Origin of the sequence: Denitrificimonas caeni DSM 24390 (genome assembly GCF_000421765.1) — a bacterium.
In the GTDB taxonomy this organism is placed as follows: domain Bacteria; phylum Pseudomonadota; class Gammaproteobacteria; order Pseudomonadales; family Pseudomonadaceae; genus Denitrificimonas; species Denitrificimonas caeni.
In genome coordinates this window covers 202,723-217,047 of record NZ_ATXQ01000003.1, presented here as the reverse complement: position 1 = coordinate 217,047, position 14,325 = coordinate 202,723, and the positions used below count along the sequence as shown (strand labels likewise).

General features: G+C 48.6%; 13 protein-coding genes and 1 tRNA gene. 12 read left to right on the top strand and 2 right to left on the bottom strand.

All coding sequences use genetic code 11. The features are described from left to right. Window positions 1-79: 79 nt before the first annotated feature. Complete coding sequence (gene zwf, locus H591_RS0106390) at window positions 80-1,516, bottom strand: glucose-6-phosphate dehydrogenase (protein ID WP_211219971.1); 1,437 nt, start codon at window positions 1,514-1,516, stop codon at window positions 80-82. 106 nt (window positions 1,517-1,622) lie between these two features. Here zwf and hexR point away from each other — a divergent pair, with 106 nt between their 5' ends. The 8 genes from hexR to H591_RS0106350 all read left to right on the top strand — a co-directional run bounded on the left by hexR (window position 1,623) and on the right by H591_RS0106350 (window position 9,446). Next, the gene (hexR, locus tag H591_RS0106385; protein WP_022966117.1) at window positions 1,623-2,492 is read left to right on the top strand and encodes a transcriptional regulator HexR; all 870 of its coding nucleotides are present in this window, start codon (window positions 1,623-1,625) and stop codon (window positions 2,490-2,492) included. 178 nt (window positions 2,493-2,670) lie between these two features. After that, on the top strand, window positions 2,671-3,447 hold the full coding sequence (locus H591_RS0106380) for an ABC transporter ATP-binding protein (RefSeq protein WP_022966116.1): 777 nt from the start codon (window positions 2,671-2,673) through the stop codon (window positions 3,445-3,447). Between the two features lie 10 nt (window positions 3,448-3,457). Further along, on the top strand, window positions 3,458-4,213 hold the full coding sequence (locus H591_RS0106375; protein ID WP_022966115.1) for an ABC transporter substrate-binding protein: 756 nt from the start codon (window positions 3,458-3,460) through the stop codon (window positions 4,211-4,213). Between the two features lie 77 nt (window positions 4,214-4,290). Continuing rightward, window positions 4,291-4,986, top strand: a complete 696-nt coding sequence (locus tag H591_RS0106370) for an ABC transporter permease (protein WP_022966114.1) — start codon at window positions 4,291-4,293, stop codon at window positions 4,984-4,986. Next, window positions 4,983-5,672: an ABC transporter permease gene (locus tag H591_RS0106365; protein WP_022966113.1), complete on the top strand. Its 690-nt coding sequence runs from the start codon at window positions 4,983-4,985 to the stop codon at window positions 5,670-5,672. Before H591_RS0106370 ends, H591_RS0106365 begins: the two co-directional genes overlap by 4 nt. Beyond that, window positions 5,673-6,911 (top strand): methyltransferase, encoded by a 1,239-nt coding sequence (locus H591_RS0106360; RefSeq protein ID WP_022966112.1) that lies wholly within the window; start codon window positions 5,673-5,675, stop codon window positions 6,909-6,911. Between the two features lie 136 nt (window positions 6,912-7,047). After that, window positions 7,048-7,123, top strand: a tRNA-Thr gene (locus H591_RS0106355). A gap of 115 nt (window positions 7,124-7,238) precedes the next feature. Beyond that, window positions 7,239-9,446, top strand: a complete 2,208-nt coding sequence (locus tag H591_RS0106350) for a patatin-like phospholipase family protein (RefSeq protein WP_022966111.1) — start codon at window positions 7,239-7,241, stop codon at window positions 9,444-9,446. Window positions 9,447-9,493: 47 nt separating this feature from the next. Here the strand turns inward: H591_RS0106350 and yihA are convergent, their stop codons facing one another. After that, window positions 9,494-10,162 carry a ribosome biogenesis GTP-binding protein YihA/YsxC gene (gene yihA, locus H591_RS0106345; RefSeq protein WP_022966110.1) on the bottom strand — a complete coding sequence of 223 codons (669 nt, stop codon included), beginning with the start codon at window positions 10,160-10,162 and terminating at the stop codon, window positions 9,494-9,496. Between the two features lie 230 nt (window positions 10,163-10,392). On the opposite strand from yihA, the gene H591_RS0106340 reads away from it, so the two are divergent. The 4 genes from H591_RS0106340 to H591_RS0106325 all read left to right on the top strand — a co-directional run bounded on the left by H591_RS0106340 (window position 10,393) and on the right by H591_RS0106325 (window position 14,325). Beyond that, window positions 10,393-10,998, top strand: coding sequence for a c-type cytochrome (locus H591_RS0106340; protein ID WP_022966109.1), 606 nt, complete (start codon window positions 10,393-10,395; stop codon window positions 10,996-10,998). A gap of 220 nt (window positions 10,999-11,218) precedes the next feature. Then, complete coding sequence (locus H591_RS0106335) at window positions 11,219-12,409, top strand: NnrS family protein (protein ID WP_028244230.1); 1,191 nt, start codon at window positions 11,219-11,221, stop codon at window positions 12,407-12,409. 468 nt (window positions 12,410-12,877) lie between these two features. Further along, on the top strand, window positions 12,878-13,999 hold the full coding sequence (locus tag H591_RS0106330; protein WP_022966107.1) for a Re/Si-specific NAD(P)(+) transhydrogenase subunit alpha: 1,122 nt from the start codon (window positions 12,878-12,880) through the stop codon (window positions 13,997-13,999). A 14-nt stretch (window positions 14,000-14,013) separates the two neighbouring features. After that, the gene (locus tag H591_RS0106325) at window positions 14,014-14,325 is read left to right on the top strand and encodes an NAD(P) transhydrogenase subunit alpha (RefSeq protein WP_022966106.1); all 312 of its coding nucleotides are present in this window, start codon (window positions 14,014-14,016) and stop codon (window positions 14,323-14,325) included.

Genomic DNA, 14,325 nt, shown 5'->3' with positions numbered 1-14,325 from the left:
ATGAGCGGCTTTTTTATGCGCGATGCAGGGTGATTGTCTTGCAGCGAAGACTGAGCCTGCGTGTCGCCATCAATGGGCGTTATTCATGCCAAGCTCGATTATGCTTCTCCAGCAAACTATGCGCCTGCTCTGGACCATTGGAGCCGGCGGGGTAAGGTCTAGGGCGTTGATAATGCTGCTGCCAGCCTTTGAGGATGGGGTCGACCCATTGCCAAGCGGCTTCCACTTCATCGCGGCGCATAAAGAGCGTCGAGTCATTTTCAATGACATCGAGCAGTAGTCGCTCGTAAGCTTCCCAGCGGCGACTGTCTTGAAAAACTTGGGCGAGATTGATTTCTAGCTCAACGGGCTGCAAATGCATGCCTTTGCCTGGGGTTTTGGCCATTAATTCAATGCTAATGCGCTCTTCTGGTTGCAGACGAATTAACAAATGATTGGCTTGGCTGTCGCTGAATAAGCTGTGCGGTACAGGTTTAAACTGAATAACGATCTCGGAGGTTTTTTTCGCTAAGCGTTTGCCCGTGCGTAAGTAGAAAGGCACTCCAGCCCAACGCCAGTTATCAATCTCTACTTCAAGGGCGACAAAGGTTTCGGTATCGCTGTCACTGTCTACGTCTTTTTCAAAATAATAGGCTGGCGCAGTATGACCGCCGACGTTCCCAGCAGTGTATTGCCCACGTACAGTTTTATCCTGCACATCCATGCCGATGATGGGTCTTAGCGCTTGCAGAATTTTTACTTTTTCATTGCGCACAGCGTCGGCATCAAAGCGTACTGGTGCTTCCATAGCGACTAAACAGAGCAGTTGTAGTAGATGGTTCTGCAGCATGTCGCGCATCGCTCCGGCGTGATCATAGTAAGCACCACGACTTTCCACACCGAGTGTTTCATTGACAGTGATTTGCACATGATCAATGTGTGCCGAGCGCCAGACCGGTTCAAATAGAGCGTTGGCAAAACGTAAAGCCATCAGGTTCTGGACTGTTTCTTTGCCTAGATAGTGATCAATACGGAAAACCTGTTCTTCGCTAAACGCTGCGCCAATGGTGGCATTAATGGCCAAAGCTGACTGCAGGGAGTGGCCAATCGGTTTCTCAATGACAATGCGTGTATTGGCACCGGTTAATCCAGTTAAGGCCAAGTTAGAAGCGATGCTTTCGAAGAGCTGCGGTGCAGTGGCTAAGTAGTAGATACAACCGCGCAGATTGTGAGTGACTAGAAATTGCGCTAAACGAGCAAAGTCAGCCGCTTGCTCGGCATTCATCGCCAAATATTCAAGACGCTGACTAAAACTTAGCCAAGAGGCTTCAGTAAAGTCTTTACGTTCAACTTGAGCGCGGCAGTGACGCTCGGCAAGATCAATGTAACGCTCGCGGGCTAACTGTTTGCGGGAGATGCCGATAATGCGCATATCCTTGGGTAAGCGATTTTCACGGTGCAGGTGATACAGTGCAGGCAGTAATTTATGCAGGGCTAAATCACCCGTACCACCAAACACTAACATGTCATACGGCATGCTCAAGGTTGCTCTCCTTGGGGAAAAACGTGCGAATAAATAGCTGTTGTAGTATAACTACAAAACCGCTACATGACTGTGGCATACGCCTAATGAGTTAACCATTGTGAACCTGTTACATCATATCGCCCAATCGCTGAGTGTGCTGCGCAAGTCAGAAGTTAAAGTCGCCAATTATGTGCTTAATGATCCTGCTGCTGTAATGCACAGCTCTATGGCTGACTTGGCCAATGAGGTGGGGGTGAGTGAGCCAACCATCGTACGTTTTTGTCGTGCGGTGGGTTGTCTAGGCTTTCAGGATCTCAAGCTCAAGCTGGCGCAAAGTTTGGCGGCAGGCGCAAGTTTTGGACAGTTTGCCATCAGTGAAAATGATGCTGTAACAGATTACGCCTTGAAGATTTTCGATACCACGCTGCATACTTTGATTGAAGTGCGAGAGCAACTTAATGTTAAAGCATTAGAGCAAGCCATCGCCGTGATGGCCAAAGCGCAGCGTGTTGAGTTCTATGGCTTTGGTGCGTCTGGCGCGGTAGCTGCTGATGCTCAACATAAATTCTTTCGTTTATTGCTTACTGCTGCTGCTTATAGCGATCCGCACATGCAAGCTATGTCGGCGGTAACTTTACAATCAACGGATGTGGCCATTTGTATTTCCCAGTCGGGTCGTTCTAAAGATTTGCTGACTACAGCCAACTTAGTCCGTGAAACGGGCGCCATTTTAATCACCTTATGCCCCAGTCATACGCCGTTAGCGGAGTTGGCGACCATTCACTTGGCGATTGATGTGCAGGAAGATACCGAGATTTACACGCCATTGACTTCACGTATTGCCCACTTGGTTGTCATTGACGTGTTAGCTATGGGGGTTGCCATGGCGCGTGGCCCCTCTTTGGTCAATCATCTGAAAAGCGTCAAGCGCAGTTTGCGCAGCTTACGTTTGTCGCCGAAGACCACCAAGTCAAGCGATGACGACTAGAGACGAACACGGCCTTTTACTTTCCAAGTGGCGTTAAAACTGGCACTATCGCAGCATTATTAAACAGCTCAGCCAATTGCCTTAAATACAGTCGTATTTGATTGCGCAGTGGTGTACAGCATTCTCAAGGTCTATCACTGCTTAGTCAGTATGCCCTGTCGTTCAAAGAGGAACCTTTATGGCTGAGGCCATTCCTGCCTTAGAAATACGTGATTTGCACAAGCGCTATGGTGATTTAGATGTTTTAAAAGGCATTTCTTTAACTGCTAATGATGGCGATGTGATCTCTATTTTGGGCTCGTCCGGTTCAGGTAAATCAACGTTTTTACGCTGCATTAACTTGCTAGAAAACCCTCATTGTGGGCGAATCTTTTTCTCCGGTGAAGAGTTGCAGCTCAAACCTGATCGACAAGGTCAGTTGGTGGCCGCTAACAGTCAGCAAATCAATCGCTTGCGCACCCAAGTCGGTTTTGTTTTTCAAAATTTTAACTTATGGCCACACATGAGCGTGCTCGATAATATTATTGAAGCGCCACGCCGTGTACTGGGTTTGAGTAAAGACGAAGCCATTGCTACGGCTGAAGCGTTGTTAGCTAAAGTCGGGATTGCCGATAAGCGTCATGTGTACCCTAATCAGTTGTCAGGTGGTCAGCAGCAACGTGCAGCGATTGCGCGAACCTTGGCTATGCAGCCGAAAGTGATACTGTTTGATGAGCCAACTTCTGCATTAGATCCAGAGATGGTACAAGAGGTGCTTGGAGTGATTCGCGCCTTGGCTGATGAAGGTCGTACCATGTTATTGGTCACGCATGAAATGAGTTTCGCCAGACAAGTGTCCAGTGAAATTGTGTTTTTGCACCAAGGTTTAGTTGAAGAGCAAGGCACACCTGAGCAGGTGTTTAACAATCCGCAATCAGAGCGGTGTAAGCAATTTATGTCCAGTCATAACCATTGAGGCGACAACTATGAAAAAATATAAAAAAATACTCTTAGTGGCAGCAGCCAGTTTGTCCTTTGCCACCGGCAGCTTTGCCGTAGAGAAATTAAAAATTGGTACTGAAGGTGCTTACCCACCGTTCAACTTGATTGACTCCAGTGGCGAAGTGGTGGGCTTTGATCTGGATATCGCTAAAGCACTGTGCGAAAAAATGAAAGTTGAGTGCAGTGTTGTTACATCAGATTGGGATGGCATTATTCCTGCGCTAAATGCGAAGAAATTTGATTTTCTAGCAGCGTCCATGTCGATCACTGAAGAGCGTCTACAAGCGGTTGATTTTACCGATCCGTACTACACCAACGGTTTGCAATTTATTGCACCGAAGAGCAGTAACTTTGCAATTGATGCGAAAAGCCTAAAAGGCAAAGTGATTGGTGCGCAGCGCGCGACTATCGCGGGTAACTGGTTGGAAGATAACTACGGTAAAGCCATTGATATCAAACTCTACGATACCAATGAAAATGCTTACCTTGATTTAGCCTCAGGCCGTTTAGATGGTGTGTTGGCGGATAAGTTTGTCAACTGGGAATGGCTGAAAAGCGAAGCCGGTGCCGACTATGAGTTCAAAGGCGAGCCTGTGTTTGATAACGATAAAATCGGTATCGCTCTGCGCAAAGGTAATGATGAATTGCGCGAGCGCTTAAACGTAGCGCTGAAAGAAATTGTTGAAGACGGTACTTATAAAACCATCAACGACAAGTACTTCCCATTTAGCGTGTATTAATTTTAAGTCTGCGCTGTAACAAGCCGCCACCTTTGTTGTGGCGGTTTTACTTTGCAACTGCCTAACAAGTATCCCTGATGAATTTTGATCTCTATGGTTTTGGTCCAGCCCTGCTTGCGGGTACTTGGATAACAATTCAACTGGCTTTGTGCTCACTGGCATTAGGCCTGTGTCTTGGTTTGGCTGGCGCTTTAGCCAAAACATCGCCCTATCGTACGCTGCGTTGGTTGGGTGATGCCTATTCCACTATGGTGCGTGGTGTTCCAGAGTTGCTGTGGGTGTTATTAATTTATTATGGCTCAGTGGGTTTTGTTCGTGAACTGGGCGAGGCGATTGGTTACCCAGAACTGGAGCTCAGTGCGTTTTCCGCAGGTGTTCTGGCATTAGGTCTGTGTTTTGGCGCTTATGCCACAGAAGTGTTCCGTGGTGCTTTATTAGCCATCCCTCGCGGTCATCGCGAAGCGGGCTTGGCATTAGGGCTCTCGCGTCCGCGTATTTTATTTCGTCTGGTTCTGCCACAGATGTGGCGTATTGCGATTCCCGGCTTGGGCAATCTGTTTATGATTTTAATGAAAGACACCGCGCTGGTGTCAGTGGTCGGTTTGGATGAAGTGATGCGTAGCGCGCAAGTTGCGGTGACCTCTTCTAAGCAGCCTTTCACCTTCTTTATGGTCGCCGCCTTTATTTATCTGGGTTTAACTGTCTTGAGTATGCTGATTCTGCACTTCTTTGAAAAACGCGCGAATCGCGGCTTTGTAAGGAGCGCAGCATGAAGTGGGACGTGATTGTTAAGTGGCTGCCAAAACTCCTAGAAGGCGCTTACTTAACCTTAGAGCTGGTAGCGATTGCTGTTTTAGTCGGTTTGCTCATTGCTATTCCCTTAGGCATGGCGCGAGCATCTAGACATTGGTACGTGCGAGCCTTGCCGTTTAGCTATATTTTCTTTTTCCGCGGCACACCACTGTTGCTGCAATTGTTTTTGGTCTATTACGGTTTGGCGCAGTTTGATGCGGTCAAACAAGGTCCATTGTGGCCGTACTTACGTGATCCTTATTGGTGCGCTCTGATTGCGATGACCATGCATACAGCAGCCTATATTGCTGAAATTATTCGCGGCGCCATTCAAGCGGTGCCGCCTGGCGAAGTAGAAGCTGCGCGTTCCTTGGGTATGAGTCGTGCGCAAACCATGTGGCATATTATTTTGCCGCGTGCCGCCCGCATTGGTTTACCTGCGTACAGTAATGAAGTGATATTGATGCTCAAAGCCAGTTCGCTGGCCAGTACCATCACTTTGCTGGAACTGACCGGAATGGCGCGCACCATTATCGCCCGTACTTATTTGCCGGTAGAAATTTTCTTTGCTGCTGGTTTGTTCTACTTGGCGATGACCTTTATTTTAGTACAGGTTTTTCGTTGGCTGGAACGCAAGCTACGCGTGGATGCGCTGCAGGGCAGGTAAGTGCTAAGTCATGATGCGCCGCTACTCAGTGGCGATGCTTTGCGCGAGCGATTTTTAGCGTTAGATACTTTTCTTCTGGCGCAACAAAGTCTTTGGCGGGAAAAGCCTTTTATTCAGCAAAAGTTGAACTGGGAAGCTGAGTATCCTGAGCTTGCCGTTTGGCTGCGCGCGCGCAGTTTGGCTGATGCGGAAGCCTGTCATGCAAATCCCTATGCTTTATCTGCTCCGCAACCCTTTGCTGATTGGGCGCAGCGAGCACAACAGCTCTCAACGCTTGGGTCTTTCCCTGATACCTTGCTGAGCCAGCGCCCGCTGCGTATGCAAAGTGGCATTGCTGAGCGTAAATGGCAACAGATAGAGGCTTTTGCCAGCGCGGTGCACAGTGGCGCTGGACAGTCGCTTGCCGCTACCAACAACTGGCTCGATTGGTGTGCTGGTAAAGGTCATCTTGGGCGTTATCTGGCTTGGCCGAATGCACATCTTGAATGTCTAGAGTTTAATTCTGAGCTGATTAACAGTGGCCAAGCTATCAGCCATAAATACCTTGCCCATGCGCAGCATAGATTGTGTGATGTGATGAGCGCCGAGAGTGCTGCGCCGCTGCAGCAAGCCGGTGCGGTGATTGCCTTGCATGCGTGCGGTGATTTGCATACTCATCTGCTACGGCAGGTGAACGCGCAGCAAGCAGCGGCCGTAGCTTTAGCGCCCTGTTGCTATAATCGTACGCAATCTGAGTTTTATCAACCGCTGTCTGCGCAAGGTCAAGCCTCTGCATTGCGACTGAATCGTGATGACCTGGGTTTACCGCTAACCGCTACCGTGACGGCTACCAATCGTGAGCGCCGTTTGCGTGATCAGTCGATGGCTTGGCGTTTAGCCTTTGATATTTTGCAGCGCGAATTGCGCGGCGTTGATGAGTATTTGCCGACTCCTTCCTTATCCGCCGCTTGGTTTAATAAATCTTTTGCACAGTGGTGTGCTGACTTGGCTAAATTAAAAGGCTTGCCTAGTGTGCCGGTGCAAAACTGGATCGATCTGCAGGCGCGTGGCTGGCAGCGATTAGCAGAGGTGCGCAATTTGGAACTGCTGCGTGCGCTGTTTCGTCGACCGCTAGAGTTGTGGCTGGTGCTCGATCAAGCAATCTTTCTGCATGAGCAAGGCTTTCGCGTCGAGCTGGGTGAGTTTTGCGCGAGTGAACTGACGCCGCGTAACCTTTTGCTACTCGCCTGCAGAGTTTAAAAACAGCCAAGACACTGCGCTTGTTGAGCTGCAGGAGGTTTCACTAAGCCTGAGTAACTGCTTGAATTTGCTCGCTTTAAAAATAATTACAGAAAAGGTTTACAAGCTGTTTGTAATCTATATAATGGCCGCCATTGCCGGTATAGCTCAGTTGGTAGAGCAACTGACTTGTAATCAGTAGGTCCCGAGTTCGACTCTTGGTGCCGGCACCATTTTAAAAGGCCTCGCAGAAATGCGGGGCTTTTTTTTGTCTGTAATTTAGGTTTTGCCTAGCCGGTAGGCTAATGTGTATGCAATATCTGTGCGTAATGAGCTTGAGATGTACTTATGTCTTTGTTTTTAAAAGTATGTGCTGTCTTTCTTACTTTTAGTCTTGCAAGTTTAACCTGTGCTGAGCCTGTTGTGGAGACAGAGCGAGAACGTGTGGGTCTTGTGTTATCTGGCGGAGCAGCACGTGGTTTGGCGCATATTGGTGTGCTTAAAGCGTTGGAAGAACAGGGTGTTGTCATTGATGCGATTGCTGGTACCAGTATGGGCGCAGTGGTGGGTGGTTTGTATGCAGCCGGTTATAGCATTGCTGAACTTGAGCAATTGGCGACTGAGCTGGATTGGCAGCAAGCTTTATCAGATGCGCCGCCACGCGAAGATATTCCCTTTCGCCGTAAACAAGATGATCGTGATTTTTTGGTTAAGCAAAAGCTTAGTTTTCGTGATGATGGCACCTTAGGTTTACCGTTGGGCGTGCTGCAAGGGCAGAATCTCGCAGTGTTATTAGAGAAGCTTTTTGCGCGAGCCGGCGCGGTAGATGACTTTGATGATTTGCCCATTCCTTTCCGAGCAGTTGCGGCTGATATTTCCACTGGTGAAGCAGTGGTGTTCTCGCATGGACATTTGGCTTTAGCCGTGCGTGCCAGCATGTCGATTCCAGCCGTACTAACCCCGGTTGAAGTGGATGGTCGGTTGTTGGTTGATGGTGGGATTTCGAACAATATTCCGGTTGATATCGCCAGAAGTATGGGGGTTGACCGGGTTATTGTGGTTGATATTGGCTCGCCGCTCGCGTCTACAGAATCACTGCAAACGGTCTTTAATATCCTCAATCAATCGGTTGCGTTATTAACACGGCGCAACTCAGAAGCGCAGTTGGCTACTTTGCAGCAACAGGATATTTTAATTCAGCCAGAATTGGCGGGTTTTGGTATCACTGATTTTGCTCGCGCTCAGGGCATGATGGATGCAGGTTACCGTGCTGCGGACGCTCTGCAGTGGCGTTTGGCCGCACTGTCGCAGCCGCTGCAAGAACAGCCAAGACTGCCCAGTAACCAGAAAAAAACCAAGAAGAAACCAGTGATTAGTGCCGTGCGTATTCAAAACACTTCAAAGGTGGGTGATGAGGTGGTGCGTTACTACATCAGGCAGAAAATTGGTGAGCCGCTGGATGTTGAGCAATTACAAAAAGATATGGGAACACTCTACGGCTTAGAGTATTTCGATCGGGTAGAGTACCGTTTGCAGGCTGAAGAGGGCGGTAATGCGCTGGTTATCAATGCGACTGACAAACGTTCGGGTACTGATTATTTACGCTTAGGGCTGAATCTTTCCGATGATTTACGTGGCGATAGCGTCTTTAATATAGGCGCTAGCTTTCGCATGAACGGTTTGAACCGTTTGGGTGGAGAATGGTTGAGTCGCGTGCAACTGGGTGATCATCAAGAGCTTTATACCGAGTTTTATCAGCCATTGGATGTTGGTTCACGCTACTTTGTTTCGCCTTGGTTACATGGTGAAGTACGCAATATTAAGTTTATGGAAGAGCGCGATCCTATTGCCGAATACCGCTTGCAGCGTTTTCGTTACGGGGTGAATGTCGGTCGGCAAATTTCCACCAATGCGGAAATACGTTTTGGCGTGGGTTCGGGTTGGGGTAATGCGGACGTGCGTATTGGTGAGCCTGATTTGCCTGATTTCAGTTTTAAAGAAGGCTATTACAACCTGCAATACGCATTCGATAGTCTCGATAATGTAAATTTCCCGACACGTGGCGAAGAGTTGCGGTTGTCAGCGCTGCAGCATGCCACGGAGCTCGGCTCGGACGAGCGTTATCGACAGTGGCTAGTCGAGCTCAATAAGCCGTTTAATTGGCGCGCAAATACTTGGATTGTCGGCGGACGCTATGCGCGGACGTTAGATGCTAAAGAGTTGGTGACTTCAAGCTATCAAATCGGTGGTGCGCAACAGTTATCAGGCTACCGTGAGAATGCTTTGGCGGGTCAAAATGTGAGCATCGGACGTTTGATTTACTATCGGCGCTTAACGCCAGTGCGAGCATTCTCACTAGGTTTGCCGGTGTATGCGGGTGTTTCCTTGGAGCGTGGACGTGTCTGGAATCAGATCAATGATTTAGACAGTGGCTACATTAATGCCATGAGTGTCTTTGTGGCAGTCGATACGCCGTTAGGTCCGCTCAACTTAAGTTATGGTGTCAATGATGATGATGAAAATGCGCTGTATCTGAATTTAGGGCGCAGCTTTTAAGGTGTCGCGCTGCATTACCATAATGCAGCGCGGCACTTATTTACTGATTACTCTTCTATCGCGCCATCGCTGTCATCACATGCGTCTGCATCTTCTGGCTCAATGAGTTGCAACCAGTTTGCCAATACATACTGTGCTTCCTCAATACCAATGCGTTTGGTCGATGAGAACAGTTGAATGCTGGCAGTGTCGCCCCATTTTTGCTGAATATCTTTTTGTGTTTTCAGCAGTGCTGCTCTGCCGGCACCAAAAGTCAGTTTGTCGGCTTTAGTCAGCAAGATATGCATTGGCATTTTAATACTAGCGGCCCAATCCAGCATTAAACAGTCAAATGGTGTCAGTGGATGACGAATGTCCATCATTAGCACTAAGCCCATCAGGCTGTTACGGCTGCCGAGGTAGGCCTCTAAGTGGCGCTGCCAATGTAGTTTGAGAGGAATGGGTACTTTGGCGTAGCCGTAGCCAGGCAAGTCAACCAAGCGTCGATCTTCATCAAGAGTGAAAAAGTTCAGCAGCTGAGTACGGCCTGGAGTTTTCGACGTACGTGCTAAGCTGGCGCGGGTTAAAGTGTTGAGTGCGCTGGATTTGCCCGCATTGGAGCGGCCTGCAAAGGCGACTTCGTAGCCTTCATCTACAGGACACTGCTCAACACGAGCCGCGCTGGTAAGAAAGCTGGCTTGTTGGCACAGGCCGATAATGGGGTTTTTAGGCTGCATAAATTATCCAAGTGTAAGGTGCGGCAAGAGGTGTCGTTTCCGTTTTACTCTGAGCAGTATATAATGCTTAGGATTGTATGTGCGCATTGCTGTAGATGTATCTGTAAAAGGTTGTCTGTGCGGCAGATTATGGTAATGTTTGCATAATTTATAAGCGCCGAGATCAGCCAGATCAATATGAAGACTAGGCCGGTCCGGAAAATATTTTTTAGCCGTAGTTGGAAGAGCTGATGAACAAACTATTTGTAAGTCTGTTATTGACCTTGGGCATCAGTGGTTTAGCCCATGCCGCAGGAGATGCTGCAGCAGGTCAAGGTAAAATTGCTATGTGTTCTGCCTGTCACAATGCTGATGGTAATAGCATGGTGCCAAACTTTCCAAAGCTAGCTGGTCAAGGCGAGCGTTATTTACTTAAGCAAATGCGTGATATTAAATCTGGCGATCGTCCTGTTGTAGAAATGACAGGCATGCTGGATGCAATGTCTGAGCAAGACTTAGCTGATATCTCTGCTTGGTATGCCAGCCAGAAAGGCACTATCGGAGCTGCAGATCCAGCGCTTGTTGAGCGTGGAGAAGCACTCTATCAAGGCGGTAAGATTGTTGATGGTATGCCAGCTTGCACCGGTTGCCATTCTCCAAATGGCGAAGGTCTTGATTTAGCTGTGTACCCAAAACTGAATGGCCAGCATTCTGCTTATATTACTAAGCAGTTGACCGACTTCCGTGAAGGTGATCGCACCAATGATGGCGATGCCATGATCATGCGCTCGATTGCGGCAAAGCTGAGCAATAAAGACATCAAAGCATTATCAAGCTACATCAATGGCTTGAATTAATAGTTTAGGCTATTAACAGAACCGCCGAGGCAGCTAGCCTACTCGGCGGTTTTTTTATGCCTGCAGCTTATCCTTAGCTGCGCTGCGCGTGATGGTTATCATTCTTCTTGATCCTGATCTAGCAATAACTTCTAGTAAAGGCGCTATGCTGTAATCCATAGCACCAACGTAGGCTATTGCTGTACACAGGGGTGATACGGCAAGGCTTGGGAGAATGACTGTGAATGTAATTGATCGGCGCGAGGCACTCGCTATTACGCCTTTTTTTCGTTTAGGCTTTCGGCCTTTTTTCTTGCTGGGCAGTATCTTAGCGATGCTGGCAATTCCTTTGTGGGTCATGGCTTTAAACGGCTGGTTTGCTGATTGGCAGCCTACCGGTGGATGGCTGGCTTGGCATCGCCATGAATTGTTATTTGGCTTTGCTGCAGCGATCATTGCTGGTTTCTTGTTGACGGCAGTGCAAACATGGACAGGCTTCCCTGGCTTATCGGGCAAACCATTAATGGTGCTTACCGCGCTTTGGGTTGCTTCACGCTTGGCTTGGTTGGTGGGTACGCCGGTATGGTGCGTAATCGTGCTGGATGGCTTGTTTCTGCCGCTGGTTGCAGCGCAGATGGCGCGCAGTGTGTGGCCGGTGCGTCAGGTGCGAAATTACCCTTTAGTGGTGGTGCTGGTGTTGCTGGCTATAGCCAATGGCGTGACCTTGTATGGGGTTGCTACAGCTAACGATGTATTGCAGCGTCAAGCGACAGTCGGTGGTGTCTGGTTTGTTGCCGCACTGATGAGCATGATCGGTGGCCGTGTCATTCCTTTCTTTACCCAGCGGGGTCTATTGCGTAAAGAAGGTGTTACGCCTTGGCCAAAACTTGATTGGGCTTTGCTAATAGGCACGATTGTAGTGTCAATCACAGTGATGCTCGGTTGGGCGATGGAAGCAAACATCATCATAGGAACTGTTTTTGCGGCTTTAGGTGTTGGTCATTTAATTCGCAATCTGCGCTGGTATGACGCGGGAATTTGGCGCGTACCCTTATTATGGTCATTGCATTTAGCGCACGCTTGGATCGGTATTGCCTGTTTGGCCATGGCGTTATGGCACTTTTCAGTGCTAGCCAATATCAGCATTGCTGTGCATGCCTTAACTGTTGGTGCGATGGGTGGACTGATTTTAGGCATGATTGCCCGGGTTACTCTGGGCCATACGGGTCGACAACTGGCTCCTCCTAAAGTGATGACTCTAGCTTTTATTCTCTTTAACCTTGGTGCTGTATCACGTGTACTTTTGGTTGATTGGGCTTATATGCCAGGCTTATGGATTGCGGCGATTTGTTGGGGATTAAGCTTTGCTATGTATGTCTGGAATTACGCACCGATGCTATGGCAAGCGCGAGTTGATGGGCATCCTGGATAGGGTTTAGGCTCGCTAAGGAAACTCAGCGCTGATTGTTATTTTAAAACCACCTTCGGGTGGTTTTTTTCTGCTTGTAATAGACTGCTTTTAGTTCGTTTTTCTCAATCATTTGTTTGGGTATATAAAAACTAAAAGTAGGCATGCCGAGAGAAATAGAGGTAAATTGATGCTGATATTCATTGCGCAATAGATCTTTAGTTTTAATTTCTAAGATTTTGTGTTTAGAATGAACGTATTAAGACTCTTTGCTAGAAAAAAGTCACAGTGTGAATATTTTGCTAGCCTCGTATTGCAATATGCGACTTGCTGCCGCATCCTTACGACTGAAGCAAATGATGCTTGATTACGTCACGCCCATCCATTGATGCACTTCATCGTGTTCAACCGTTTGCTGGCTTTGAGGCGCTTATAGCGGCATGCCATTCGTAGTGTGTCGCCTATCATTTATAAAATTGCAGGAGATTTGCAGTGCACATTGGTGTTCCTAAAGAAACACAGGCAGGCGAAACGCGAGTAGCCGCAACCCCTGAAACGATAAAAAAACTGATCAGCCAAGGCCATAGTGTCACGGTTGCCGCAGGAGCCGGTCTTTCAGCTAGCGTTGCTGACGAAGCTTACGCTGCTGCGGGCGCAAACCTTGCGAGCCAAGAGGCTGCATTGGCTGCAGATATCGTTCTAAAAGTGGTCGCTCCTAGCGCTGCTGAACTTGAGCATATTAAGCCGCAAGCAGTTGTTGTCGGCATGCTAAACCCCTTTTGCAATGCCACCATTGCTGCTCTGAATGCGCGTCAAGTGACCGCCTTCGCTTTGGAAGCGGCACCGCGCACTTCGCGTGCGCAAAGCCTTGATGTGTTGTCTTCGCAAGCCAATATTGCCGGTTACAAAGCGGTGTTGCTGGCGGCGAACCACTATCCACGCTTTATGCCAATGCTGATGACTGCAGCGGGTACAGTTAAAGCTGCACGTATTTTGATTTTAGGTGCAGGCGTTGCCGGTTTACAGGCGATTGCTACGGCTAAGCGTCTTGGCGCAGTGATTGAAGCGTCTGACGTGCGCCCTGCAGTAAAAGAACAAATCGAGTCCTTGGGTGCAAAATTTGTTGATGTACCTTTTATTACCGATGAAGAGCGTGAATGTGCAGAAGGCGTCGGTGGTTATGCGCGTGCGATGCCAGCCTCATGGATGGAGCGTCAAGCGCAAGCCGTACACGAGCGTGCTAAGCAGGCTGATATTGTCATTACTACCGCGTTGATTCCAGGTCGTAAAGCGCCAGTATTGCTGCAGGCCGCAACTGTTGAAGCAATGAAACCGGGTTCTGTGGTGATTGATTTAGCCGCTGCACAAGGCGGAAACTGTCCGCTGAGCGTGGCTGGTCAAGTGGTTAACCATAACGGCGTGACTATCGTTGGTCATACCAACTTAGCTGCGCTGGTGCCAGCCGATGCCTCTGCTTTGTATGCCCGTAACGTGCTGGATTTCTTAAAGCTGGTGATTGCCGAAGATGCCCAGTTCAAACTCAATTTAGATGATGACATCGTTGCAGCATGCTTAATGTGCCATGCCGGTGAAGTCGTTCGTAATAACGCTTAACAGGGGATACAGAGATGGAAATTGCCGACGGTATCTATAATTTAATTATTTTTGTGCTCGCGATTTATGTGGGCTATCACGTGGTGTGGAATGTTACTCCTGCGCTACACACGCCTTTGATGGCAGTCACCAATGCGATTTCTGCGATTGTCATTGTGGGCGCGATGCTTGCTGCTGCGTTGACGGTAACCCCGCTTGGCAAAACCATGGGCACGCTGGCTGTAGCATTGGCTGCAGTAAACGTATTTGGTGGCTTTTTAGTCACTCGCCGCATGTTAGAAATGTTTAAGAAGAAGGCTGCAAAAGCCCCAGTGGAGAAAGGATAA